The following is a 21,556-nucleotide window of genomic DNA, read 5'->3' as shown; positions in this document are numbered from 1 at the left end:
CGACACGCACGACACCCACGCGACCTGCGCCGACCACACGAAAGAGCGCCCGGAGCATGATCACTCCGGGCGCTCTTTCCCCTGCCACTTGACAGGAATCAGTCACATATCAGCTGATCCAGGGCCGCAGCAAGAACGGTGCCCCCATAGGAATGCCCCATGGCGAGAACGGGTGAATCGCTCGAGAGTGCCTTCCAGGTTTCGACGACCAGCTCGACGACTCGCGGGACGCTGTTCGCAGGCTCAGCATCGGAATCACCGTGGCCAGGCAGGTCGAGCGCGATCACACGACGGTTGCGACTCGCCAACTCTCGGGCGACTCGCCACCAACTCTGTCGACATCCGAGCATCCCGTGCAGGAGCAAGACCGTCGACTGCCCTGAACCCCACTCGGTGGCGGCAAGCGTCATACATCCATCTCAACACAGTCTCGAATCGCAGAGACAACGGCGCAGCAGTGGAGACAGCATGGCGGCCCTGTCGCGGACTCGCTATCGTGCGACGACCATGCCGAAGCCCACCGCGATTGTGTACGTCGACGGCTTCAACCTCTACAAGGGTCAGCTCGAAAGTCGGCCCGACAACAAGTGGCTGAATCTCGTGGCTCTCTTCGATGACGTACTCAGTGACTACTCGATCGTCGCCGTGCACTACTTCACCGCACGCATCAAGGGGCGCATGAACCCAGAAGATCCCCGGGCGCCCGATCGGCAGGATGCGTACATCCGCGCCCTCCGTACTCTCGATCGCCTGACAGTTCACGATGACTCTCTTTTCACGGTCCACCACGGAATGGCGCGGGAGTGGGTCGATGGCAAGGAGAGGCCACCCCTCACGCGCCACCATGTCTACAAGGTGCAGGAGAAGGGCTCGGATGTGAAGCTCGCTACTCAACTCTTGATGGACGCGCTCGATGGGCTAGCGGACACCTTCGTGGTCGTCTCATCAGACTCGGACCTCGCACGGCCGATTGAGGTCGTCAAGCAGAGATTCGGCGCTCGCGTGGGGATCCTCTATCCACGTGACGCATCGACGAGGCTCTTCACGAGAGCTGGCATCGATTTCAGCCTGTACCTCAGGCCGGCATACGCCGCGCGAAACCAACTGCCTGACGTCGTACAGACACCGAAACGCGCGATTCGGCGGCCGACTAAGTGGAAGAAGCAAGGCCCCGCCGAAGCGGGGCCTTGAGCCTGATCCAGAGGAACAGGGGTTGTGGTTCCAGGTTAGCAGGCAGCTCTGGCAGCAGCGAGAACTGTCCACTGCAGAGCAAGCAAGCAGCGCTACGCGGCGACGGTCACGGCCTCCACACGCTCGGCCTGCTCCACGAGGTACCGCGTGTAGGCGGGCACCGTGAGAAAGGTCGGGAAGTCCTCCTGCAGCGTCACGGTGCGGAACACGTCCTCCGCCTCGGCGAGCTTGTGCCCTTCGGGGGTGGGCAGCTCGGCCATGATCTCCCGCAGCAGACGCTCGACGAGCTGCTTGCTCACGGGCTCGCCCTCGGTCGTCAGGTGGTCCTGGTGGATCCACTGCCACAGCTGCGAGCGGCTGATCTCCGCGGTAGCGGCATCCTCCATGAGGTTGTCGATCGCCGCCGCGCCGATGCCGCGCAGCCAGGACTCCAGGTAGCGCACCGTGATGGAGATGTTGGCGCGCACTCCCGCGAGCGTCACCTCGCCACCGGCCGAGCGGATGTCGAGCAGGTCGCGCGCCGTCACGTGCACGTCGTCGCGCTGGCGGTCGAGCTGGTTCGGCCGACCGCCCAGGACGGCGTCGAACTCGGCGCGCGCCACGGGGATCAGGTCGGGGTGTGCCACCCACGAGCCGTCGAAGCCGTCGCTCGCCTCGCGCAGCTTGTCGGCGGCGACGCGCTCGAGCGCCCGCTCGGTGACTTCGGGGTCGCGTCGGTTCGGGATGAACGCGCTCATGCCGCCGATCGCGTGCGCGCCCCGCTTGTGGCAGGTCTGCACGAGCAGCTCGGTGTAGGCGCGCATGAAGGGCAGGGTCATGAGGATGCGGTCCCGGTCGGGCAGCACGAACCACTGGCCCCGTCCGCGGTAGTTCTTGATGATCGAGAAGACGTAGTCCCAGCGGCCGGCGTTGAGGCCGGCGCAGTGGTCGCGCAGCTCGTAGAGGATCTCGTCCATCTCGAACGCGGCGCCGAACGTCTCGATGAGCACCGTCGCGCGGATCGTGCCGTGCGGCAGCCCGAGGCGCTCCTCGCTGAAGGTGAAGACGTCGTTCCACAGCCGCGCCTCGCGGTGGTTCTCGAGTTTCGGCAGGTAGAAGTACGGGCCGCGGCCGCGCGCGATGAGCTCGTGCGCGTTGTGGAAGAGGTAGAGCCCGAAGTCGACGAGGCTCGCACTCGCCGCCAGGCGCAGGCCGTTGCGGTCGACGTGCTCGATGTGCTTCTCCACGAGGTGCCAGCCGCGCGGCCGCATGACGATCGTCGGCGTGCGCTCGGCCGTCACCTCGTAGGTCTTGCCTTCCGCGTTGGTGTGGGTGAGCCGCCCGCGGATCGCGTCGAAGAGCGAGAGCTGCCCCTCGACGATGTTCCCCCAGGTGGGGCTCGTGGCGTCCTCGAGGTCGGCGAGCCACACGTTGGCCCCCGAGTTGAGGGCGTTGATCGTCATCTTGGGGTCGCACGGGCCCGTGATCTCGACCCGGCGGTCCTCGAGGCCGGGGCCGGCTCCGGCGACGCGCCACGAAGCATCCTCGCGGATGCTCGCTGTGTGCGGCAGGAAGCGCAGGTCGCGCCCGTTGCCCAGGTCGTAGCGCACCTGCATGCGCTCGGCGAGGCGGTCGTGCCGCTCGCCGGCGAAGCGGTGGTGCAGTTCGGCGAGGAACTGCAGCGCCTCCGGGGTCAGGATCTCGTCGTACCGGGGCCGCATCGGCCCGGTGATGCTCAGTGTGGTCATGATGCTCGTCCTCTCAGGGAAGTACTGGTCCAGAAGTGCGGTGGTGGTGTTCGCTCATTCGGGCTTTCGGATGCGGAACCCGCTGTGTCGCGTGCGACACACCGTGTGGAACGGTCGTGCGCCCGAATGAGCGAACAGGAAGCGCTGTCTAGTGGAACTGCTCGGACTCGGTCGAGCCCACGAGAGCGAGGGTCGCGCTGGCCGGGTTGAGGGCCGTCGCGATGCGGTCGAAGTAGCCGGTGCCCACTTCGCGCTGGTGCTTGGTGGCGGTGTAGCCGTGAGCCTCGGAGGCGAACTCGGCCTCCTGCAGCTCGACATAGGCGCTCATCTGACGGTCGCGGTACCCGCTCGCAAGCTCGAACATGCCGTGGTTGAGCGAGTGGAAGCCTGCCAGGGTGATGAACTGGAACGCGTAGCCCATCGCCGACAGTTCGCGCTGGAACTTCGCGATGGTGTCGTCATCGAGGTGGCGCTTCCAGTTGAACGACGGCGAGCAGTTGTATGCCAGCTTCTTGCCGGGGAACTCGGCGTGGATGCTCTCCGCAAACGTGCGCGCGAGCTCGAGGTCGGGCTCGCTCGACTCGACCCAGAGCAGGTCGGCGTACTCGGCATAGGCGTGGCCGCGGGCGAGCACCGGACCGATGCCGGGCTCCACGTTGTAGAAGCCTTCGGCGGTGCGGCCGCCGGTGAGGAACGGCTGGTCGCGCTCGTCGACGTCGCTCGTGAGCAGGTTCGCGGCGAGCGAGTCGGTGCGGGCGATGATGATGCTCGGCACGTGGGAGACGTCAGCGGCGAGGCGCGCGGCCTGCAGCGTGCGGATGTGCTGGCTCGTGGGCACGAGCACCTTGCCGCCCATGTGGCCGCACTTTTTCTCGCTCGCGAGCTGGTCCTCCCAGTGCACCCCGGCCGCTCCGGCCTCGATCATGCTCTGCATGAGCTCGTAGGCGTTGAGCGGTCCGCCGAAGCCGGCTTCGGCGTCGGCGACGATGGGCGCCATCCAGTCGCGCCCGTCCTGCTCGATCTGCCCAGCCCTGAGCAGCGCGTTGTTGATGCGGCGCACGACGGCGGGCACCGAGTTGGCCGGGTAGAGACTCTGGTCGGGGTAGGTCTGGCCCGAGAGGTTGGCGTCGGCGGCGACCTGCCAGCCGCTGAGGTAGATGGCTTTGAGCCCCGCGCGCACCTGCTGCACGGCCTGGTTGCCGGTGAGGGCGCCGAGGGCGTAGGTCCACTCCTCGGGGTTGCCGGTGTTTGCCTGAATCTGCTCCCACAGCTTCTCGGCGCCGCGGCGGGCGAGCGTGCGCTCCTCGCGCACGGGGCCGCGCAGCTCGATGACGTCCTCGGCGGTGTAATCGCGGCGCACGCCGTCCCAGCGCGCGTCGGTCTTCCAGCTGGCCTCGAGCTCAGCGGCGGTCTGCGTCTGGTCTCCTGCGCGCTGCTGTGACGGGCTCTGCGTGCTCATGGTGTGCTCCTCGTGACGAGTGGGTCGGTGTGGAAGCAACACTGGGCGAAGAACAACCCTCCGCACCCACCCCGAGGCACTGAAATACCCCGCTATTTCAGTTGCGCTGAAAACATTGCGGTGTCAGGCTCTCGGCATGACCCCAGCGCCCCTGCTCTCGGCCCAGGCTGAAGAGGTGATCGATTCGTTGACCCTCGGCAAGCGCATCCGGCAATTGCGATCGGATGCCCAGCTCACGCTCGCCGACCTCGCGAGCTCTGTCGGGGTGGCCACCTCGCACATGTCGAGCCTCGAGAACGGCAAGCGCGAGGCGAAGCTCAGCGAGCTGCAGTCGGTCGCCCGCGCCGTCGGCGTCACGCTCGACGAGCTGCTGACCCCCACGCCGCCCAGTCGCCGCGCGGCTCTCGAGATCGCCCTGGCGCGAGCGCAGGAGGGTCCGCTGTTCTCGGCTCTGGGCATCCCGCCGCTGCCCGTGCGCAAGTCGCTCAGCGACGAGGCGATCGAGACGGTGCTCGCCCTGCACGACGAGCTGCAGCGCGTGCACGTCGAACGCGCGGCGACACCGGAGGAGGCGCGGCGGGCCAACGCCGAGCTGCGGCAGTCGATGCGGGCGCGCGGCAACTACTTCGGCGAGCTCGAGTCGATCGCGGCCGACCTGCTGCGCAAGATCGGGCACGAGGGCGGGCCGCTCTCGCAGCGCCTCGCGGCCGAGCTCGCGAGCCACCTCGGCTTCGCGCTGCACTACGTGAGCGACCTGCCGAGCTCGACCCGGTCGATCACCGACCTCGAGAACGGCCGCATCTACCTGCCCGTCTCGAACGCACCCGGGCGCGACCCCCGCGCGAACCTGCTGCAGGCTCTCGCCGGCCACGTGCTGGGGCGCCCGGAGCCGCGCGACTACGACGAGTTCCTCACCCAGCGCGTCGAGTCGAACTACCTCGCAGCAGCTCTCATGATCCCCGAGGGCGACGCGGTCGCGTTCCTCCAGCGGGCGAAGGAGCGCCGCGAGCTCGCGGTCGAAGACCTGCGCGACGCCTTCGCCGTCACCTACGAGACGGCTGCCCACCGCTTCACGAATCTCGCCACCGAGCACCTGGGTATTCCCGTGCACTTCCTCAAGGTGTCCCCGGCCGGTGTGCTGTCGAAGGCGTACGAGAACGACTCGGTGCAGTTTCCGAAGGATGCCCTCGGTGCGGTCGAGGGGCAACTCGTGTGCCGCAAGTGGTCGGCGCGGCAGGTGTTCGACGAGCCCGACCGCTTCAGCGCGTACCACCAGTACACCGACAAGCCCACGGGTACCTACTGGTGCACCTCGCGCATCGAGTCGGGCTCGGCTGGCGAGTTCTCGATCTCGGTCGGCACACCCTTCGCGCACGTCAAGTGGTTCCGCGGGCGCGAGACCAGTCGTCGCGGTGAGTCGAGCTGCCCGGACCCGGCGTGCTGCCGGCAGGCGCCGGCACCGCTCGCCGAGCGCTGGAGCGGCGCGGCCAGGCCCCAGGCGCGCATCCACTCCTCCCTGCTCGCCGCCCTGCCGACGGAGTCGTTCCCCGGGGTCGACCAGACCGAGGTGTACGGGTTCCTCGAGCGTCACGCGCCGCGCCCGTAGGGAGCAGGCGCTGCCCTCGACTCACCCACGTTTGTATTGCTACAATCGCGGGGTCAAGGGGAGCTCATGACAGCAGGAACGCACATCATCGACCGCGGGGGCACGAGCACCACCGTCGTGGAGATCCCGAGCGAGGTCTTCTTCACCGGCATGCTCGTGGCGTTGGCTGCGGGCGGCGTCGCCGTCCTGACCTTCCTCGCCCTGACCTTCGTGCGCACGTGGCGCCCCGCGACGCGCGAGCGGCTCGTGAACCGCCACGCGCTGCGGGCGAACCTCGTCGTGCCCGAGGAGCTACGGCCCGCGCTCGAGCATCAGCTCGCTATGCGGGTGCGGGGCGGCGTACTGGGAGGTCTCGTCGGCCTGACGTCGGTCCTGATGCTCGTGCGGCCGTGGGAGTTCCCGCCCCCGAGCCTCGGGCTCGCCACAGGTCCGCTCAGCTTCGGCCTCGCCTTCCTCGGAACGCAGGTGGGCGCCATCGTCGGCGGGATGCTCGCACGGCGGTCGATGCCCTCGCGGGCCGTTGTCGCTCGCGTGACACCGATCAGCCTCGCCGACCTCGTCGCTCCTGCCGAGCGACGCATGGCCGCCGTCGCCGCGTGCGTCGCGGTCGCACTCCCCGCGCTGCTGCTCGTCGTCCTCTCGCTACCGCTCGCTGACGCCCCTGAGTCGCTCGCCCTGTCCGCGGCGCCTCTTGCTTTCCTGGGTCTCGCCGCAGGCGCGCTGTACCTCACCCTCCCCGCGATCGCCGATCGCCTCGCCCGACGCCGCGCGCTGCTCGGAGATGCCGCGGCGCTCGCGTGGAGCGACGCGCTGACCGCGCAGAGCCTGCGTGACCTGCACTGGGCGATCGCATACGTCGGAGGCGTCGCCGGCTTGAGCGCGCTCATGGTGATCGGCACGGCAGTTCCCGACGACTCCGCCGTCGCCTCCACGATCTGGATCAACGTGAGCGCCTACGCGAGCTTCGTCCTGCTGCTGGTGACGGTGGCGCTCGTGCTCGTGCGCTCCCCCGAGCGCCACGTGCAGCGCACGCTCTGGCCCGAGTTCGCGATCCACCCGCAGTAGTCTCAGCCCATGCTCGTCACGGTCAGCACAGAGTCGGCGACGCCGCCGTACGAGCAGATCCGCGTGCAGGTGCGGGATGCCGTCGCGAGCGGAGCGCTCGCGCCGGGCGCGAAACTGCCGCCCGTGCGGCGCCTCGCGGAAGACCTCGGCCTGGCCGTGAACACGGTCGCCCGTGCCTACCGCGAGCTCGAGGCCGACGGCGTCGTCGAGACGCGCGGTCGCAACGGCACGGTCGTCTCCCCGCATGGTGACGCGACCGAGCGCGCAGCTCAGCAGGCGGCGACCGCTTATGTCGAGACGGTACGACGCCTCGGCGTCGCCGACGATCACGCCCGCGCACTCATCGACGCGGCACTGCGCACCTAGCGCTGCTCGAACCCTAGAACTCCAGCTCGCCCATCGCCGGGTAGGGGTTGCCGAACCGGTGCGCGGTGAGCGACACGGCTTGCTCGCGCAGGAACGGCAGCAGCTCGACGCGGCCCGAGACTGTGACCGGGTTCGACCAGATCGCAACGTCGGGGTCTCCGCCGAGGGCCGCATGCAGCTCGCGCGCGACCTCGAGGGCGGGGCGAGCGCGAGGCGCATCCGTGCCGGCATCAGCAGCAGCGACGACCGTGCCGTCACTGCCGATGAGCCGGATGCGCGCGGGCCGCTCCTGGACGACGCGCGCGCTGAACGCGCTATCGCTCTCGATCGCGACCGAGGACACCCGCAGGCGCGACTCGCCGGCCTCGATCGTGGCGAGCAAGCGTGCAGGGATGGGCGCCGCGCTGCTGAGCTGCACGCGGGCTCCGACCCGCGCGGCGGCGAGCAGCACGCGGACGAGCCCCACGGTGGGAGCACCCTCGGCGGCGCGCACGGTCACGTCGGTGCGGCGGTAGCGCAGGACGTTGCGCTCGACGCCGAGCTGCGAGTCGTCGCGGCCGAGGCCGAACTCGTCCTCCCACGCGGCCTGATCGCTCAGCGCTCCCGCGCGGGCTGCGTCGAAGCCGACGAAGTCGAGGGCCGGCTGAGCCGCCTCGAGCAGGCGCCGCACTCCGTCGTGCAAGCCGCGCACGCTGAGGTTCTGCTTCGGCTCGCGCGCGACGGGGTGCCACGAGCCGAAGCCCATGACGTAGGAGGGTCCGCCGGCTTTCGTGGAGCCGCCGACGCTCGAGCGCTTCCACCCGCCGAACGGCTGTCGGCGCACGATCGCGCCCGTGATGCCGCGGTTGACGTAGAGGTTGCCCGCCTCGACGTGCTCGAGCCAGTGGTCGACCTCGTCGACGTCGAGCGAGTGCAGGCCCGCCGTGAGGCCGAACGATGTCGCGTTCTGCAACGCGATCGCCTCGTCGAGCGAGCGCGCGCGCATGATGCCGAGCACGGGCCCGAAGTACTCGGTCGTGTGGAACTCGCTGCCCTCGGTGACGCCGCGGCGCACGCCGGGGCTCCAGCTGCGGCCCTCGTCGTCGAGCTGGCGCGGCTCGATGAGCCACGACTCGCCCTCGTCGAGCGTCGTGAGCGCGCGCAGCAGCTTGCCCTGCGCGGGCTCGATGAGCGGGCCGACGATCGTCGTCGGGTCGGTCGACGCCCCCACCTTCATGGTCATGACGGCGTCGACGAGCTGCCGCTCGAAGCGGTCGGAGTCGGCGACGGAGCCGACGAGGATCGCGAGGGACGCGGCCGAGCACTTCTGCCCGGCGTGGCCAAAGGCGCTCTTGGCGAGGTCAGCGACGGCGAGGTCGACGTCGGCCGACGGTGTGATCACGATCGCATTCTTGCCGCTCGTCTCGGCGAGAATCGGCAGGTCGCTGCGCCACGACCGGAACAGCGCGGCGGTCTCCCACGCTCCGGTCAGCACAAGGCGGTCGACGCTCGGGTGGCTCATGAGCGCCTGGCCGACCTCGTTCTCGGGCACGTCGACAAAGCGCAGCACCTCGCGCGGCACACCCGCATCCCACAGCGCCTGCACCATGACGGCGGCGCAGTGCCGCACCTGGGGCGCCGGCTTGATGATGACCGAGCTGCCGGCGGCGAGCGCGGCGAGCGTGCTGCCGGCGGGGATCGCGACCGGGAAGTTCCACGGCGGCGCGACGACGGTCAGGCGGGCCGGCTCGAAGCGGGCGTCGTCGATGCGGGCCAGGTCGTGCGCGCTCTCGGCGTAGTAGTGCGCGAAGTCGATCGCCTCGCTGATCTCGGGGTCGCCTTCGGCGAGGGTCTTGCCGGCTTCGGCGACCATGACCTCGAGAAGCTCCGCGCGGCGTGAGGCGAGCATCCGGCCCGCGGCGTGCAGAATCTCCGCGCGCCCGCCGGCCCCTCGAACGGCCCATCCGGATGCTGCGCTGCGGGCCTCGCTCACGACGCGTTCCAGCACGCCCGCCTCGGTCACCGCCGCCTGCTGCACGAGCTCCGAGCCGGGAAGCCGGCCGTTCTCGAGCCCCGCCGCCGCGGCGCGGAGCACCGCGCGGCCCCACTCCCGGTTGGCGGGCAGCGCGGGGTCGGTGTCGGGCTCATTGCCAAAGCCTTCCCGAACACCAGCGCCATCCCGCACGCCGGTGCCCTCGGGCAGCGGATGCGGCGTATCGGCGAGCCGGTTCTGCACGCGGTGCACGACGGGCGCCGCGGGCGCCGCCACGAGGTCGTCGAGCGAGGCCCGAAAGCGGCCCTCTTCGCGCGCGAAGATCGTCGCGTCGTCAACGAGCTCGAAGACGCCGCTCATGAAGTTCTCGGTGCTCGCGTTCTCCTCCAGCCGGCGGATGAGATAGCTGATGGCCGACTCGAAGTCACGGGGATGCACGACGGGCGTGTAGAGCAGGAGATGCCCGACGGTGCGACGCACGGCGTCGGCCTGGTCGGGGGCCATGCCGAGCAGCATCTCGAACTCGACGCGGTCGCTCACCCCGCGGGAGTCGGCGAGCAGGTGCGCCCACGCGATGTCGAAGAGGTTGTGGCCGGCGACGCCGATGCGCACGGCGTCGACGCGGTCGGGGTGGAAGGCGTGGTCGAGCACGCGCTTGTAGTTGGTGTCGCTCGCCTGCTTGCTGGGCAGCACGGCAACGGGCCAGCCGTGCAGGGCGGCGTCGACGCGTTCCATGGCGAGGTTGGCGCCCTTGACGACGCGCACCTTGATGCCGGCGCCTCCCGCGGCGCGGCGGGCCTGCGCCCACGCAGTGAGGCGCTCGAGCGCGGGGAGCGCTTCGGGCAGGTAGGCCTGCAGTACGATGCCCGCCTCGTACTGGCGCAGGGTGGCGCGGTCGAGGAGACGCTCGAAGACCTCCATGGTGAGGTCGAGGTCGCGGAACTCCTCCATGTCGAGGTTCAAGAACGTGGGGCGCACGCCGAGGGCGGCGGCCTCGTAGAGGGGCACGAGGCGGTCGACGACGCGGTCGACGGTCTCGTCGAACGACCACATGGAGAGCTGGCTGACGATCGCGGAGACCTTGACGGAGACGTAGTCGACGTCGTCGCGGTCGACGAGCTCGCGAATGCCCTCGAGGCGCCGGTCCGCTTCGGCGTCGCCGAGGACGGCCTCGCCGAGCAGGTTGATGTTGAGTTGGTCGCCGTCGCCGCGCAGCTTCTGCAGGGTGCGGCCGAGACGGCTGGGCGTCGCGTCGATGATGAGGTGCCCGACCATGCCGCGCAGCACACGCCGGGCGATGGGCACGATGGGCCACGGCAGGAGGGGCGCGAAGCCGCCGCCGAGCCGGATGAGGAACCGCAAATACCAGGGCAGGAATCGCGGGATGCGCTGACTGAGCTGCTCGAGGTTTCGGGCGGCGACGCGCAGGTCGTCGGGGCGAGCGACGCGGTCGACGAAGCCGAGGGCGAACTCGAGCCCGAGGGGGTCCTGCAGCAGCCCAGCGAGGCGCGTGGCGCTCGCGTCGGGCTTGACGTCCTCGGTCTGACTGAGCCAGTGCCGCACGAGCCGCACGGCGGGGTCGGCGAGCGTGGCGGGGGTCGTCGGGGTCGCGCTGTCGAAACTCACTCCCTCAGTCTGCGCCCTCGGGTCGTGCAGGAAAAGCGATGATACGCGTACAGTTTTGTTCGGGATGCTCGAACAGCACTCTCTCGGACGACGGAAGGCCGCCCATGCTCGACCTGCGCCGCTTGAGCCTGCTGCGGGAGGTGCACCGCCGCGGCACGCTGCACGCCGTCGCGCGAGCGCTCTCCTACAGCCCGTCGACGATCTCGCAGCAGCTGAGCCTGCTCGAGCGCGAGGCGGGCGTCACGCTGCTCGAGCGCACGGGGCGGCGCGTGCAGCTCACCCCGCAGGCCGAGCTGCTCGTGGCGGGCGCGAGCCAGTTGCTCGACGACATGGAGCGGCTCGAGGCCTCGCTCGTGCCGTCGACGCAGGAGGTCACGGGCACGGTACGGCTCGCGGTGTTCCAGTCGGCGGCGCTCGGCATCGTGCCGCACGCGCTCTCACTGCTCGCCGAGGAGCACCCCGGCGTGCGGCTCGAGATCACCCAGCGCGAGCCCGAGAGCGCCCTCGACGAGGTGTGGGCGCGCGAGTTCGACCTCGTCATCGCCGAGGAGTACCCCGCCCACGCCGCTCCCCTGCGCCGCGAGCTCGACCGCGTGCCGCTGGGCCGCGATGCGTTGCGCCTCGGGGTGCCCTCGGCTGGGGTGGCGCGCGCCCCGGCGGGGCGCGCCATCCGGTCCTTGGGAGAGGCCGCCGAGCACGCCTGGGTCATGGAGCCGCGCGGAACAGCGAGCCGTCACTGGGCCGAGCAGCAGTGCCGCCTCGCCGGGTTCGAGCCCGACGTGCGCTTCGAGACCGCCGACCTGCAGGCGCACATCCGCCTCGTGGAGGCCGGTCACGCGGTGGCCCTGCTGCCCGACCTCGTGTGGGGCGGTCGCCCGCCCACGGTCGAGCTCGTGACGTTGGCCGGCGACCCGCACCGCACCCTGTTCACGTCCACCCGCACGGCGGCAGCCGCCCGACCCGCGATCGTCGCGGTGCGCGAGCTGCTCGCCCGCGCCCTCGCCCCCGTCTCACCCTGACCGGCGCACGCTGCAGGGCTAGGGTGACCGCATGACGCAGCGACGGGACGTGGTCATCATCGGCGGCGGACACAACGGCCTCACGGCGGCCGCCTACCTCGCCCAGGCGGGCCTCGACGTGCTCGTGCTCGAGCGGCTCGACGTTCTCGGTGGCGCGGCGGTCTCGGCCGAGGCCTTTCCCGGCGTCGACGCGCACCTGAGCCGCTACAGCTACCTCGTGAGCCTCCTGCCGCAGCGCATCATCGACGACCTGGGGCTGAGCATCCGCCTCGCCCCGCGGCGCTACAGCTCCTACACGCCCACCCCCGGTGCGGCGCACGGCGGCCTCCTCATCGACAACGAGGATGCCCCGAGCACGGCCGCGAGCTTCGCCCGGCTCGGCGCGCAGGCCGATGCGATCGCGTGGCGCGAGTTCACCGCGGGCACCGGACGCCTGGCCCGCGCGCTCTTCCCGACCATGACCGAGCCACTGCTGACGCGCACGGAGGCGCGAGCCGCGGTCGGCGACGACGACCTGTGGAACCGCCTCGTCGAGCAGCCGGTCGGCCAGACCATCGCCGACACCTTCGCGCACGACCTCGTGCGCGGTGTCGCCTACACCGACGCCCTCATCGGCACCTTCGCCCCCAACGTCGATGAGTCGCTGCTCGCGAACCGGTGCTTCTTGTACCACGTGATCGGCGGCGGTACGGGTGACTGGAATGTGCCTGTCGGCGGCATGGGTGCCGTCACGGACGAGCTCGCGCGAGCCGCGCGCGTGGCCGGCGCCGAGGCCGTCACGCGCGCCGACGTCACGGCATTGACCCCCGATCGCGAGGTCACCTACTCGGTGACGGACGAGCGCGGGGAGACGACCACGCGCACGGTTGCTGCCAGCCATGTGCTCGTGAATGTCTCGCCCCACGACCTCGAGCGCCTGCTGGCGGCGGGTGGAGCGAGCACGAGTGCCTTCCCGACTCTGCCCCGCGCCGAGGGCGCCCAGGTCAAGGTCAACCTCCTGCTGAACCGCCTGCCGCGCCTGCTCGACGACTCGGTGAGCCCGGAGGCGGCCTTCGGCGGCACCTTCCACATCAACGAGACCTTCACGCAGTTGCAGAGCGCGTTCGACGCGGCGAGCGCCGGCCGGGTGCCCGAGCCGATCCCGGCGGAGATCTACTGCCACACCCTCACCGACCCGAGCATCCTGAGCCCCGAACTGCGCGCAGCCGGAGCCCACACGCTCACGGTCTTCGCTCTGCACGCCCCCGACCGATTGCTGACCGACGAGACCAACGACGCTATGCGCGCGACCCTCGAGCGGGCGGTGCTCGACTCGCTGAACTCGGTGCTCGCCGAGCCCATCGAGTCGGTCGTCATGACCGACGGCTCGGGCAACAGATGCATCGAGACGAAGACGACCCGCGACCTCGAGCACACCCTGCGGCTGCCGGGCGGCAGCATCTTTCATGGCGACCTCACGTGGCCGTGGCTCGAGGAGGGCGCGACGAGGGATGCTCCTCCCGACCGCTGGGGCGTCGCAACGGGTCACGACGGCATCCTGCTGTGCGGTTCGGGCGCGCAGCGCGGCGGCGCCGTGAGCGGCCTCGGCGGCCACAACGCCGCGATGGCCGTGCTCGAGAGCCGCTAGGCGCGGGCCGGTTCGCGGCTCAGGCGTCGACCTGCACGGCGACGAGCAGCACGACCGCGACCACCGCGCTGAGCACGACCACGCCAGCGGTGCGCACCATGAGCGACCACGGGTCGCGTCGCTCGGCCGTCGAGCGGTGCACGCGCGGAGTCGTCGCCGCGACGACGACCGCGGTGAGGATGAGCACGCCGGCCGCGCTCGCCACAGCAGGTTCGCCGAGTCGCACGGCCGTGATCGCGGCGAACAGTGCGACGAGCGTCGAGTGGGCCGCCGTCCGCTGCCAGGAGAGGCTCGTGCGGTCGACGGGCGCGCGGGCGGCGGCGTTCACGTCGCCGATTCGAGCGCCTGGAACCCGGCGAAGGCGGCGAGCACGAGTGCAACGGCGATGACACCGCCGACGAGCCAGGGCAGGGCCGCGGGTGCGGGCAGCGGCTCGCGCAGCCGCAGCGCCTTCTCCGAGCGGTGCCACGAGACGAGAGCCCAGACGGCGAGCCCCGCGCCGCCGAGGCTCGAGAGCGCCGCGATCGCGAGGATGATGACGGGCAGCTCGCCGAAGCTCGCGAGAGTCGCGAGCGCGACACCGCCGGCGACGAGCGCCATGCCGGTGCGGATCCAGGAGAGAGCTGTGCGCTCGTTCGCGAGCGAGGCCTGCACCTCGGGCTCCTCCCCGACGCCGTACACGGAACGGGGGCGGCGCGCGTCGGTCATGCGGGAACGCTAGCGGAGCATCCGGCCCGTGCTGTAGCCGCCTTCCGGCCTATTCCCAGATGCTCGGCGTGGCCTCGCGGCGCGGCGGCAGCGTCATGCTGCGGCTCCACTCGGCGAGCCAGTCGGGCAGCGGGTGGTTGTCGGGGTCGAGCCCGAACAGCTCGGCGAGCTCGGGAATCGGCACGATGCCGCCGCTCTTCTTCAGGAACCGCGCCTTGATGACCCCGCGTGCGCAGATCTCGCCATCGCGCACGAAACGCTGCTCCACGTACCCGGCGATATGGTCGATGCCGACGATGCGGCTCTCGATGTCATAGCGCTGCCACGGGTCGAGCGAGCGCCGGTAGGTGATGGTCGAGCTCACGACGACGGGGTAGTAGCCGCGCGTGCTGAGCTCGCGCCACAACCCCGATCGCACCATGAGGTCCATGCGCCCGAGGTCCATGAGCGAGAGGTACACGCCGTTGTTCATATGTCCCTGCACGTCGAGGTCGGTCGGCAGCACCCGGAATCGCACGGTACCGACGTCGGCGGGGGCGAGCGGCGGGCGCCGGCGGGCGGCGAACATGACGCGCAGCAGGCGGAGGATCTTGTTCACGCCTGGAGCGTAGGCGCTCAGCGCGCGCGGTGGTCCTCGATGGTGGCTTTCGGCCCGAATCGCGGCCCCGTGACGCCGCTCAGCGTGATGAATCGCACAACCCGCTGCCGCTGCCCGGCGAAGGGGGCGAGCAGCGCGAGCATGCCGTCGTCGTCAGTGCGCTCGCCCGTCACGTAGTGGCCCACGACGTGGCTGAGGTGGGCATCGCCGACGCTCACCGCATCGGGGTCGCCATGCGAGCGCTGCGTGATCTCGGCCGCCGTCCAGACGCCCACCCCCGGTATCGAGGTGAGCGCGGCGACGATCGCGGGGCCTCCCCGGCCGAGCTCGAGCGTGCGCTCGAGGGCCGAGGCGACAGCCGCGACGCGGCGAACGGTGCGCATGCGCTGCGGGCCGACTCCCGCGCGGTGCCAGTCGTGGTCCGGGATGCTCCGCCACCCTTCCGGCGTCAGCACGACCCGCATTGCCTCGGGTGCGGGGCCCGGCGGCACCTCGCCGTGCTGCAGCAGCAGCCGGCGCCATGCCCGCCGGGCTTCCACGCCCGTGACCTTCTGCTCGAGCACGGCGGGCACGGCCGCCTCGAGCACGAGCTCGGTGCGCGTGAGCCGCACTCCCGGGCGGCGGCGCTGCACGGAGGCGAGGGCGGCTACGGCAGAGGCCGGCCACCCCGGAACGGGCCGAGCGGCCGCCGCGGCGAGATCGAGCGCCTCGGGGTCGTCGCCCTCCCCGAGCAGGGCGGGCACGCGGGCGAGACTCCACTCGGCGCCGGGCCCCCAGGCGCGAGCACGCACGACGGTCTCTTTGGCGCCCGAGCGCCACGGCTCGAGGTGCAGACTCGCGGGCCCGAGCGGGGTGCGCTGCGTGCGCCAGACGCTGCCGTCGGGCATCCACTGGGAGGTCGGGTCGCCGCGACCGCGCTGGAGGGGCGAGAGGGTGCGGGCGAGATCGAGGGGATGCTCGGGGCAGTAGTCGAGCGCGAAGTCGGCCTCCGCACCCCCGGCCTCCGCACCCCCGGCTTCGTTTCCTCGCAGCGTCACGACTCCATGATGCGCACGACGACCGACGCCGAGCGCGAGCGCCCGCGCACGCGGCCAAGGGCGCGAATGGCGCGGTACTGCGCGCCGTACTTCTCCAGGAACACTTCGTCGAGCCGCTCGCGCGCCGCGTCGTCGTCCACGACGGTCGCCTGCGCCGTCACGACAGGGGCGCCCTCGTGCGGGCGACCGGCGCGATCGCAGGCCTGCAGAGTCACCTGCGGCGTGTGGCGAATGCGCTTGACCTTGCCCGAGTCGGCGCCGGTGGTCACGACGAGCGCGTCGCCGTCTCGAGCGACCCACACGGGCGTCGGCACCTCGACCCCCGAGCGCCGCGTCGTCGTGAGGAGGAGGAACTGCTCGTCGCAGAGCGGAAGCAGGTCTGGGCTGGTGGTCATGGCGTCACGGTAAAGGGGGCGGCTGAATGCGCGATGCGCATCCCGCCGCCCCCTTGCGAAGCTGTGACGACTAGTAGTAGCCGACGGTGCTGAAGAGCGCGGCGCTCGTCACGGCCACGATGATGCCGACGATGAGACCGATGACGAGGAAGATGATGCTCAGGATGATCGCCCACTTGGCGAAGGGGTTGGCGTAGCCGGCCGCCTTCGACTGGTTGTTGGCGACGATTCCGAGGATGAGGCCGAGAAGAGTGAAGAGGAACGCGAGGACGAGGGCGACGATACCGAGGGTCTTGCCGGGGTAGTCGGCAGGGTTCTCGGCGGGAGCGGAACTGTACGGCGTGGGCTCGGTCATGCGGGGGCTCCTTGCAGGGTGGGGGCAAACCCGGGCGGGCTCGCCGTCGCGCGAACTCTACCGGCACAGGGCGTCCTACAGAAGAAGCCATGCGCGGGTCGGGCATGCTCGTTTTCCCCTCATCCCTGCCGAGGCACCAAGATAGAACGCATGAGAATCGGAATGCTCACGAGCGGTGGCGATGCCCCCGGCCTCAACGCGGTCATCCGCGGCGCCGTGCTGATCGGCCAGACGGTGCACGGGCACGACTTCATCGGTCTGCGCGACGGCTGGCGCGGGCTCATCGAAGCCGACACCATGCCGCTCGGCCGCAACGAGGTCAAGGGCATCAGCAAGCAGGGCGGCACGATCCTCGGCACCTCCCGCACGAATCCTTTCGAAGGCCGCGGCGGGGTCGATCGTGTCACCGAGGTCATGACCGAGCTGGGGATCGACGCGATCATCGCCATCGGCGGGGAGGGAACGCTCGCGGCGGCGAAGCGGCTGACCGACGCCGGAATCCGCATCGTGGGCGTGCCGAAGACGGTCGACAACGACCTCGACGCGACCGACTACACCTTCGGCTTCGACACGGCCGTGCAGATCGCGACGGAGGCGATGGATCGCCTCCGCACGACGGGGGATGCCCACAGCAGGTGCATGGTCGCCGAGGTCATGGGGCGTCACGTCGGGTGGATCGCCCTGCACTCGGGCATGGCCTCCGGCGCGCACGCGATCCTCATCCCCGAGCAGCGCACGAGCATGGAGCAGATCGCGGCCTGGGTCACGAGCGCCGCCTCGCGGGGCCGCGCGCCTCTCGTCGTCGTCGCGGAGGGCTTCACGCTCGACTCGATGGACGATCCTCATTCAGAGCGAGGCCTCGACGCCTTCGGTCGTCCGCGCCTGGGCGGCATCGGCGAGCTCATCGCCCCCCTCATCGAGGAGCGCACGGGCATCGAGACGCGCGCGACGACCCTCGGCCACATTCAGCGAGGCGGCACGCCGAGCGCCTTCGACCGCGTTCTCGCGACGCGCCTGGGCATGGCCGCGGTGAATGCCGTGACGAACGGCGACTGGGGCCGCATGGTCGCGCTGCGCAGCACCGAGATCGTGACGGTGCCGTTCGCGGAGGCCCTCGGCACGCTCAAGACCGTGCCGCAGTCGCGCTACGACGAAGCGGCGATGCTCTTCGGCTGAGCATCCGGCACAGTCCTCGCGCCACGTCGGCGCGCACGCATAGGGTGGGGCGCATGACGCGCGGTTGGCAGCTCACGCGAGGCGACGACGGAGTCGACGCCCGCCTGCTCGACGACGTGGGCGACCCGGGGGCGGGCGACGTCACCGTCGACGTCACGTGGTCGGGCATCAACTACAAGGATGCGCTCGCGTTCACCGGCAATCCGGGGGTCATGCGCATCGACCCGCTCGTGCCGGGCATCGACCTCGTGGGGCGGGTCAGTGCGAGCGACGACGAGCGCTGGAGCATCGGCGATCGTGTGCTGCTCAATGGCGACGGTGCCGGCGAGACCCACCACGGCGGTCTCGCTGAACGGGCCCGAGTCTCGGGAGGCGCGCTCGTCGCCGTACCCGATAGCGTCGACGATCGGCAGGCGGCCGGCATCGGCACAGCTGGCTTCACCGCGATGCTCGCGGTCCTCAGCCTTGAGGACCACCACGCCGAGCTGGACTCCGTGGTCGTCACGGGAGCGAGCGGCGGCGTCGGCTCCTTCGCGATCGCGCTGCTCGCCCGCGCCGGTGCGACCGTCATCGCGTCCTCGGGCCGCCCCGAGCACGCCGAGCAGCTGCGGCGACTGGGAGCGGCAGAGGTCATCGACCGCGGTGAGCTCGACCGCGAAGGTCGCCCGCTCGACACGCAGACCTACAGCGCGGCGATCGACTCGGTGGGCGGGCGCACTCTCGCGACCGTGCTGAGCCGCACGCAGCAGGGCGGCACCGTTGCGGCGTGCGGGCTCGCGGGCGGCACCGAGCTGCCGACGACGGTCATGCCGTTCATCCTGCGTGGGGTGACGCTCGCGGGCATCAACTCCGTGCACTGCCCGACCCCGCTGCGCGAGCGCGCCTGGCAGCGGCTCGCGCGCGACCTCGACCCCGACGTGATCGACGACATCGTCACCGAGGTGACTCTCGACGGTGCGCGGTCCGCCGCCGACGACCTGCTGGCCGGTCGCGTGCGAGGTCGCATCGCGGTCGACGTGCGCGGAGCATCCCGATGACGGGCGGGCTGGCGGTGAGCCTCATTGCCGCGGGCCTCGCCGTGGTCATGCACGTCGTGATCTTCGTGCTCGAGAGCCTGCTGTTCACGCGCCCCGCCGTGCGGCGGCTGTTCGGGGTGCGCTCGGCCGACGACTCGGCGCCGCTGCGCCTCTTCGCCCGCAACCAGGGTGTCTACAACCTGGGCCTCGCGCTCGTCGTCGCCGTCGGTGTGGCGCTCATCCTCGCAGCGCCGTGGGACGAGGGTGCCGGAGCCGAGCACGGCGCGATCGGCGCCGCGGTTCTCGTCGCCGGCTGCGCCGTCATGCTGCTCGCGGCACTCACCCTCGTGGCGACCGCGCCGCGACTGTGGCGCGCCGCCCTCGTGCAAGGAGTTCCCCCGCTCGTCGCGATCGGTGCGCTCCTGCTGCTCTGATCCGTGTCGAGGGCGGTTCCGTGTCGAGGGGGCCGGGCCGTGACGAGGCCGGCTCGTCAGGGCACGACGGGCGGGCAGTGGTCGTCCGGGTCCATCGCGTACTCGGCAAGCACACGCACGAGCGCGCTGCTCGACCGCTCTTCCGCGATGCGGTGCACGGTGAGGCCCGCGGCACGAGCATCGAACGCCGTGCGGGGGCCGATGCACGCGACGACGGTGCAGTCGGGAAGAGGAGCGAACTGCTCGGCGATCTGTCGGGCCACGCTGCCCGAGCTCACGAGCAGTCCGTTGATGCGACCCTCCGCGATCTCGGTGACGATCTCGGCGGGCGCCGCGACCCCGACGGTGCGGTAGGCGCTCACGAAGCGCGCATCGATGCCGCGGTCGCGCAAGCCGCTCACGAGCGTGGGCTCGGCGATCTCCGACTGCGGAACGAGTACGCGCGCGCCACCCGGATCGGGCCACTCCTTGACGAGACCACGAGCCGAGTGGTCGCTCGGCACGAAGTCGACCGGGTACCCGGCGAGCTGCAGCGCGTGCGCCGTGGTCTCACCGACGGCCGCCACGCGTGTTCCCTCGGGAAGCCGAACACCCTGGCCGAGCAGAACGTCGACCGTCGTGGCGCTCGTCACGACGAGCCAGCCGTAGTCGCCCGCGCGCAGTGCCTCGAGCTCGGCGTCGAGCGCGGCCTGATCGTCGGCGCCCGCGAAGTTGATGAGCGGTGCGATCACGGGGGTCGCTCCGAGCGCCCGCAGCTTCGCAGCGATGCCGTCGCCCCACTTGCCGCCGCGGGGCACGAGCACGCGCCAGCCGAGCAACGGCTTGATGACCGGGAGCGCGCCCGTCGGCGTGCGGTCGATCGTCATGTCAGTGGGGGAGGACATCAGCTTAATGATGACCCCGCCGAGCGCAGACGCATAATCGAGGTCTGCGCGACTTCCCGACGCTCAGTCGTCGCTGAAGATCGCCCACGCGACGAGCCCGACCACGACGACCGCGGCAGCGGTCGCTCCGATGACCCAGGGAACGGGGTTCGACTCGTAGGACGCCTGTGCACGCTGCGCGGCCTCGGTGCTGCGCTTCTTGACGTCGAACTTCTCGTCGATCGCGTCGAGCGTCTGCTCGAGCTGCGCGCGGGTGGCCGAAACGGTGCTCTTGACGGTGTCCTTCGCCGTGTCGACGGTGTTCTTGACGGTGTCGCTCATGAGTTCTCTCGCTTCCTGAGTCCGCGGATGGCGCGGACGTCTTCCTTCACGCTGTCGATGGTCTCGGTGGGGGTGAGGGGAACGCCGCGCTTGAGCTGCCCGTAGCCGATGAGGCCGATGAGCGCCGCGAGCACGAGGAGAGCCCCGCCGACGATGAGGGCGGCCGCCCAGGCCGGCACGACGAGTGCCAGGGCGAGCACGGCGGCGGCGGTGAAGACGAGTGCCGCGAAGAAGGCGAACACGCCGGCGCCGACCAGCAGCCCAGCCCCGATGCCCGCAGACTTGAGCTTGCTCGAGATCTCGGCCTTGAGCGATGCGATCTCGGCCTGGAGCAGCTCGATGATGAGTCGAGGCACATCCGCGATGAGCGAGATCAGTCCTCGACGGGAGCGTCCTTCAGAGGGGGTGGTCATGGTGTACCGCCGATCAGGAGCTCGTGGACGAGCCGGAGCCCTTGGCGGTGGAGCCCTTCGCTGACGAGCTCTTCGCCGACGAGCTCTTCGCGGTGGAGCTCGTGCTGCGGCTCGAGGTCGAGCCCGACTTCTTCGCGCCGCTCGTGCTCGTGGACTTGGCCGTGCGCCCCGTGATGCCTCCGACGATCTTCTTGGCTCCGTCGGAGACGAATCCGGCGACCTCGGGTGCCTTGTCCTTCACGAAGTCCTCGGCCTGCTCGACGCGCTCCTGCACGCGCGGGTCGTTCCAGAGCCGCGCCGACGCGGTCTTGATCTGCTCGTAGCGCTCGCGTCCCGCGCGAGTGCCGAGTACGTAGCCGACGCCGAGTCCAGCGGCGAACAGGATCTTGCCTCTCATGGCTCCTCCTTCTGCGATGGGCACGGATGCGGAGCGTCCGCGGGTCTCCAGCGTAGTGCCGCCCGACCCGTGCCCGCCGGGGAATACGGAGGGGATTCCCAGGGCGCGACGGTGCCGACCGCCGTGCTTCGGCGTGGGAAACGTCCCGGCATGAGGGAGAGTGA

23 protein-coding genes are annotated in these 21,556 nt (G+C 70.6%); 9 read left to right on the top strand and 14 right to left on the bottom strand.

Annotated features, from left to right (window positions below):
- Positions 1 to 98: 98 nt before the first annotated feature.
- On the bottom strand, positions 99 to 410 hold the full coding sequence (locus tag FK219_RS14245) for an alpha/beta fold hydrolase (RefSeq protein WP_152583384.1): 312 nt from the start codon (positions 408 to 410) through the stop codon (positions 99 to 101).
- A gap of 97 nt (positions 411 to 507) precedes the next feature.
- Between FK219_RS14245 and FK219_RS05990 the strand changes: the two genes are divergently transcribed.
- Entirely contained in the window at positions 508 to 1,191 is a 684-nt protein-coding gene (locus FK219_RS05990; RefSeq protein ID WP_165638065.1) for an NYN domain-containing protein, read from the top strand.
- 92 nt (positions 1,192 to 1,283) lie between these two features.
- On the opposite strand, the gene aceB is transcribed toward FK219_RS05990, so the two are convergent.
- Entirely contained in the window at positions 1,284 to 2,918 is a 1,635-nt protein-coding gene (gene aceB, locus FK219_RS05985) for a malate synthase A (RefSeq protein WP_152583382.1), read from the bottom strand.
- A 148-nt stretch (positions 2,919 to 3,066) separates the two neighbouring features.
- Positions 3,067 to 4,377, bottom strand: a complete 1,311-nt coding sequence (aceA, locus tag FK219_RS05980) for an isocitrate lyase (RefSeq protein ID WP_152583381.1) — start codon at positions 4,375 to 4,377, stop codon at positions 3,067 to 3,069.
- A 136-nt stretch (positions 4,378 to 4,513) separates the two neighbouring features.
- Here aceA and FK219_RS05975 point away from each other — a divergent pair, with 136 nt between their 5' ends.
- From FK219_RS05975 to FK219_RS05965, 3 genes are all read left to right on the top strand, one after another.
- Positions 4,514 to 5,983 (top strand): helix-turn-helix transcriptional regulator, encoded by a 1,470-nt coding sequence (locus FK219_RS05975; protein ID WP_152583380.1) that lies wholly within the window; start codon positions 4,514 to 4,516, stop codon positions 5,981 to 5,983.
- Between the two features lie 66 nt (positions 5,984 to 6,049).
- On the top strand, positions 6,050 to 7,048 hold the full coding sequence (locus FK219_RS05970; RefSeq protein WP_152583379.1) for a hypothetical protein: 999 nt from the start codon (positions 6,050 to 6,052) through the stop codon (positions 7,046 to 7,048).
- Between the two features lie 9 nt (positions 7,049 to 7,057).
- Positions 7,058 to 7,414: a GntR family transcriptional regulator gene (locus tag FK219_RS05965; RefSeq protein WP_152583378.1), complete on the top strand. Its 357-nt coding sequence runs from the start codon at positions 7,058 to 7,060 to the stop codon at positions 7,412 to 7,414.
- A 13-nt stretch (positions 7,415 to 7,427) separates the two neighbouring features.
- Here FK219_RS05965 and FK219_RS05960 read toward each other — a convergent pair whose 3' ends face one another.
- On the bottom strand, positions 7,428 to 11,012 hold the full coding sequence (locus tag FK219_RS05960) for a proline dehydrogenase family protein (protein ID WP_152583377.1): 3,585 nt from the start codon (positions 11,010 to 11,012) through the stop codon (positions 7,428 to 7,430).
- A gap of 104 nt (positions 11,013 to 11,116) precedes the next feature.
- Between FK219_RS05960 and FK219_RS05955 the strand changes: the two genes are divergently transcribed.
- Both FK219_RS05955 and FK219_RS05950 read left to right on the top strand, forming a co-directional pair.
- The gene (locus FK219_RS05955; RefSeq protein WP_152583376.1) at positions 11,117 to 12,031 is read left to right on the top strand and encodes a LysR family transcriptional regulator; all 915 of its coding nucleotides are present in this window, start codon (positions 11,117 to 11,119) and stop codon (positions 12,029 to 12,031) included.
- 31 nt (positions 12,032 to 12,062) lie between these two features.
- The gene (locus FK219_RS05950) at positions 12,063 to 13,658 is read left to right on the top strand and encodes a phytoene desaturase family protein (RefSeq protein ID WP_152583375.1); all 1,596 of its coding nucleotides are present in this window, start codon (positions 12,063 to 12,065) and stop codon (positions 13,656 to 13,658) included.
- 19 nt (positions 13,659 to 13,677) lie between these two features.
- Here FK219_RS05950 and FK219_RS05945 read toward each other — a convergent pair whose 3' ends face one another.
- The 6 genes from FK219_RS05945 to FK219_RS05920 form a co-directional block, all read right to left on the bottom strand.
- Positions 13,678 to 13,986 (bottom strand): hypothetical protein, encoded by a 309-nt coding sequence (locus tag FK219_RS05945; RefSeq protein ID WP_152583374.1) that lies wholly within the window; start codon positions 13,984 to 13,986, stop codon positions 13,678 to 13,680.
- Positions 13,983 to 14,366, bottom strand: a complete 384-nt coding sequence (locus FK219_RS05940; RefSeq protein ID WP_152583373.1) for a YidH family protein — start codon at positions 14,364 to 14,366, stop codon at positions 13,983 to 13,985. The genes FK219_RS05945 and FK219_RS05940 overlap by 4 nt, the downstream gene beginning before the upstream one ends.
- 49 nt (positions 14,367 to 14,415) lie before the next feature.
- Positions 14,416 to 14,964 (bottom strand): acyl-CoA thioesterase, encoded by a 549-nt coding sequence (locus FK219_RS05935; protein WP_152583372.1) that lies wholly within the window; start codon positions 14,962 to 14,964, stop codon positions 14,416 to 14,418.
- 17 nt (positions 14,965 to 14,981) lie between these two features.
- Positions 14,982 to 16,001, bottom strand: coding sequence for a DNA-3-methyladenine glycosylase family protein (locus FK219_RS05930; protein ID WP_328821613.1), 1,020 nt, complete (start codon positions 15,999 to 16,001; stop codon positions 14,982 to 14,984).
- The gene (locus tag FK219_RS05925) at positions 15,998 to 16,396 is read right to left on the bottom strand and encodes a PPOX class F420-dependent oxidoreductase (protein ID WP_152583371.1); all 399 of its coding nucleotides are present in this window, start codon (positions 16,394 to 16,396) and stop codon (positions 15,998 to 16,000) included. The genes FK219_RS05930 and FK219_RS05925 overlap by 4 nt, the downstream gene beginning before the upstream one ends.
- Positions 16,397 to 16,466: 70 nt before the next feature.
- Entirely contained in the window at positions 16,467 to 16,751 is a 285-nt protein-coding gene (locus FK219_RS05920; protein ID WP_152583370.1) for a hypothetical protein, read from the bottom strand.
- Between the two features lie 150 nt (positions 16,752 to 16,901).
- Between FK219_RS05920 and FK219_RS05915 the strand changes: the two genes are divergently transcribed.
- The 3 genes from FK219_RS05915 to FK219_RS05905 are packed head-to-tail and all read left to right on the top strand — an operon-like array spanning position 16,902 to position 19,377.
- A complete protein-coding gene (locus FK219_RS05915) occupies positions 16,902 to 17,927 on the top strand; it encodes a 6-phosphofructokinase (RefSeq protein ID WP_152583369.1) in 1,026 nt (341 codons plus the stop codon).
- A gap of 53 nt (positions 17,928 to 17,980) precedes the next feature.
- Positions 17,981 to 18,964, top strand: a complete 984-nt coding sequence (locus FK219_RS05910; protein ID WP_152583368.1) for an MDR family oxidoreductase — start codon at positions 17,981 to 17,983, stop codon at positions 18,962 to 18,964.
- Positions 18,961 to 19,377: a DUF1304 domain-containing protein gene (locus FK219_RS05905; RefSeq protein ID WP_152583367.1), complete on the top strand. Its 417-nt coding sequence runs from the start codon at positions 18,961 to 18,963 to the stop codon at positions 19,375 to 19,377. Before FK219_RS05910 ends, FK219_RS05905 begins: the two co-directional genes overlap by 4 nt.
- 56 nt (positions 19,378 to 19,433) lie before the next feature.
- On the opposite strand, the gene FK219_RS05900 is transcribed toward FK219_RS05905, so the two are convergent.
- The 4 genes from FK219_RS05900 to FK219_RS05885 form a co-directional block, all read right to left on the bottom strand.
- Positions 19,434 to 20,261 carry a uroporphyrinogen-III synthase gene (locus FK219_RS05900; protein WP_235923778.1) on the bottom strand — a complete coding sequence of 276 codons (828 nt, stop codon included), beginning with the start codon at positions 20,259 to 20,261 and terminating at the stop codon, positions 19,434 to 19,436.
- Positions 20,262 to 20,324: 63 nt separating this feature from the next.
- A complete protein-coding gene (locus tag FK219_RS05895) occupies positions 20,325 to 20,582 on the bottom strand; it encodes a DUF3618 domain-containing protein (protein ID WP_152583366.1) in 258 nt (85 codons plus the stop codon).
- Positions 20,579 to 20,995: a phage holin family protein gene (locus FK219_RS05890; RefSeq protein WP_152583365.1), complete on the bottom strand. Its 417-nt coding sequence runs from the start codon at positions 20,993 to 20,995 to the stop codon at positions 20,579 to 20,581. The genes FK219_RS05895 and FK219_RS05890 overlap by 4 nt, the downstream gene beginning before the upstream one ends.
- Before the next feature lie 13 nt (positions 20,996 to 21,008).
- Positions 21,009 to 21,392 (bottom strand): YtxH domain-containing protein, encoded by a 384-nt coding sequence (locus FK219_RS05885; RefSeq protein ID WP_152583364.1) that lies wholly within the window; start codon positions 21,390 to 21,392, stop codon positions 21,009 to 21,011.
- Positions 21,393 to 21,556: the final 164 nt, after the last annotated feature.

Source organism: Microcella pacifica (assembly GCF_009371975.2).
GTDB lineage: Bacteria > Actinomycetota > Actinomycetes > Actinomycetales > Microbacteriaceae > Microcella > Microcella pacifica.
The sequence above is the reverse complement of the archived record's forward strand: the minus strand, read 5'-3'. Positions and strand labels throughout refer to the sequence as shown.